General features: G+C 52.5%; 1 protein-coding gene and 1 pseudogene. Both read left to right on the top strand.

What is annotated here, in order from left to right; translation table 11 throughout:
* Positions 1-235: 235 nt before the first annotated feature.
* Positions 236-1,162, top strand: a complete 927-nt coding sequence (locus NO877_RS19660; protein ID WP_256397982.1) for a MarR family transcriptional regulator — start codon at positions 236-238, stop codon at positions 1,160-1,162.
* Positions 1,159-1,962 (top strand): annotated as a pseudogene (locus NO877_RS19670) (DUF6036 family nucleotidyltransferase). Before NO877_RS19660 ends, NO877_RS19670 begins: the two are co-directional and overlap by 4 nt.
* The last annotated feature ends 615 nt before the right edge of the window (positions 1,963-2,577 follow it).

The following is a 2,577-nucleotide window of genomic DNA, read 5'->3' on the forward strand; positions in this document are numbered from 1 at the left end:
TAGCGTCTCGGTCTCCACGACATTGAAGAACGACTCTACCGAAGGATCATCTTGCAGGGTCGCTGAACTCATTCCACCTCAGCGTTCACCCTGCTCTTTGGTGTGTTACTCGTTCTATGACACCCTCTAGTTTTGTTGGTTAACCAATCCCTCGCTGAGCTTGATCCGACTCGGCTACGAAAGCGTAACACTACTCGAAACTTCTTTATAAATATGTTTCCTACTATGTTACACTGTGCTCCGACGTATCGAACTTGAGGTCCTCGCCATCGTCGAACGCGGCGACACAATCTCCGAGCTTGCAACGAAGCTCGACTACAGCGAGAGCTATCTCTCTCGTGCCGTGACGGACCTCGTCGAAAAAGGGTTGCTCTACACGGAACGGGACGGCCGTCGGAAGCGAGTCGTTCCCTCGGATGCCCGGGCCGTAGAAATCTACCAGGATCTCGTTCGGCAGTACTCCCACATCGACTTCTCGGAGTTGTTGACGGGGAAGACCCTCGAGGTTCTCTATTATCTTGCTCAGCCGCGAACCGTTGCGGACCTCGCTGCAAGGACTGATAACTACCGTAACACCGTTAATCGGGTGCTCAAACGGCTCCGTAACCGCGGCCTCGTCGGGACGACCGACAGTCAGTATCAGTTCAACGGTGACTTCGACCGACTCCACGAGTTCGCGCGTGAACTCGCACACTGTCTCCATCGTCGACGGCTTGAATCTGTCGCCCTAAACGGAACCATTCTTTGGGAAGACCACGGTGAATTTCTCGCACAAACTCAAACAGAGGTCGACGCAGAGGGATTCCACGAAACTGGACTCGCTCGATTCGCGGCCTTCGACCTTCAGTTTCTGTTAACCAGTCACCGCTATTACGTCTACTCTGAGGATCTTGGCTCAGTCTCGCCAGCGGAGTTGTGCTGTCACACGCTACTGATCGACAACGATACTCGCCACCGCTCGTACTGTCTCCTACTGCTCAGTCATGTCGACGTCGACGAGAGTGACCTTCGTGACCGAGCGGCGAAATACGGGCTTGAAGACGAAATCGACGCCTTGGTCCGCTACCTCGATACACGTGGAGAGGTCGACGACGACCGCCTCCCGGAGTGGAACGAGTTCCAAGAGCTGGCGGCTGACTACGAGGTGGACCTTCCACAATGAGACCAACATTTGGACGAGAATATATCGAGAACGAGTTTCGACGAATCGCCGAAGAGTTGTCCGACCCGCTCACTGTCTACCTAATTGGTGGTGGTGCGATGTCGTTACGTGATCTCAAGGGGGCGACGAAGGATATTGACTTGGTCGTCGCTGACGGCGATGCGTACGGCTAGCTGTGGGCTGTACTTATGGATCTTGGGTATGCCGAAGTACAATCGTTGGATGCCGATTATCGGGCCCTAGGTGCGACCAGCTGCGTCGAGAACGACGATAGATGCCGTCTCGATATCTTCAACCAGCAGGTCGCGAATAAGCTCGTGCTCACCGACGGCATGCAGGAGCGTAGCGAGCCGTTCCTCAACACGGACCGATTGACGGTTCGGCTGGTCAGCAACGAGGATATCTTCCTGTTCAAACTGATCGCCGGCCGCGACGACGATATCGAGGACATGAATATGCTCGTACAGGCTGGCCTTGACTATGGTGTCGTCCAGGATGAACTCGAAGCCCAGATCGAACGCCTGGGTGACAATCAGTTTGCCACGTTCGCGAACGAAGCTCTGATGGAACTTGAGGAGCGGTACGGAGTGACCACGCCAGTCGAGGCCCGCGTTCAGGAGCTCACGAATAGGTACTACCGGGGGCTTGAAGTCCTCCAAGCACTCAACGAACCGATGACCGTCGACGAGTTAGTTGCCAATCTCGGATTGGAGCTTGATGCGGTTCGAGATAGGCTGACGTATCTTGAGAAATTCGATCGAGTACGCCAAAATGGCGATATAGTCTGTCCGGTTGAGTAGTTAGTCTTCGTTCTACTGTGAACGTTCGTTATTAGCACTGTTTCATAGGTTTACAGCCTGTCAGTGACACTCAGTTCATGTGTCTTCTGTGTCGATACCAACCGTTAACGTCTCCAGCACTGTAGGAATTTCAGGTTCTACACGAGAGCAGAATATATTAACCAACGCTAGTCATTTCTGGATCAAAGTGTTAGTTAATATTGTTGTACTATCGGGTCAGTCGATAGCGTCACTTATCGGTTGAAGCCGACGTACAAAAGATCACTAACAGAAGAAGACCGGAATCAGCAGGCAGATTGCTATACTTAGAGGATGTATTCAACGTAAGGACTGTGATTATTGGGACCTATTCATTGTTGAGCATGAGTTCTCCGTTTTCTATTCGAGTACCCTGTTTGAGCAGCTCGGCCATCGAGTATTGGTTGATAGTGTCAACCAGAACATCGACTTCTTTTATCGCCTTTTTTGCTTCTGGCCGTAGCCTATAGTCAGTCGATCACATCGAGAACCTCACGACCTCCTCCAGTAGGTGCTGAATCTGTGTCTGCGGTGGCTGGCTAGCCTTCAACAAGACGGTGACCGTGAGTTCTACTGCTAACCAGTCGCTGTCGGCGG

Source organism: Halohasta litorea (genome assembly GCF_024494645.1).
GTDB lineage: Archaea > Halobacteriota > Halobacteria > Halobacteriales > Haloferacaceae > Halohasta > Halohasta litorea.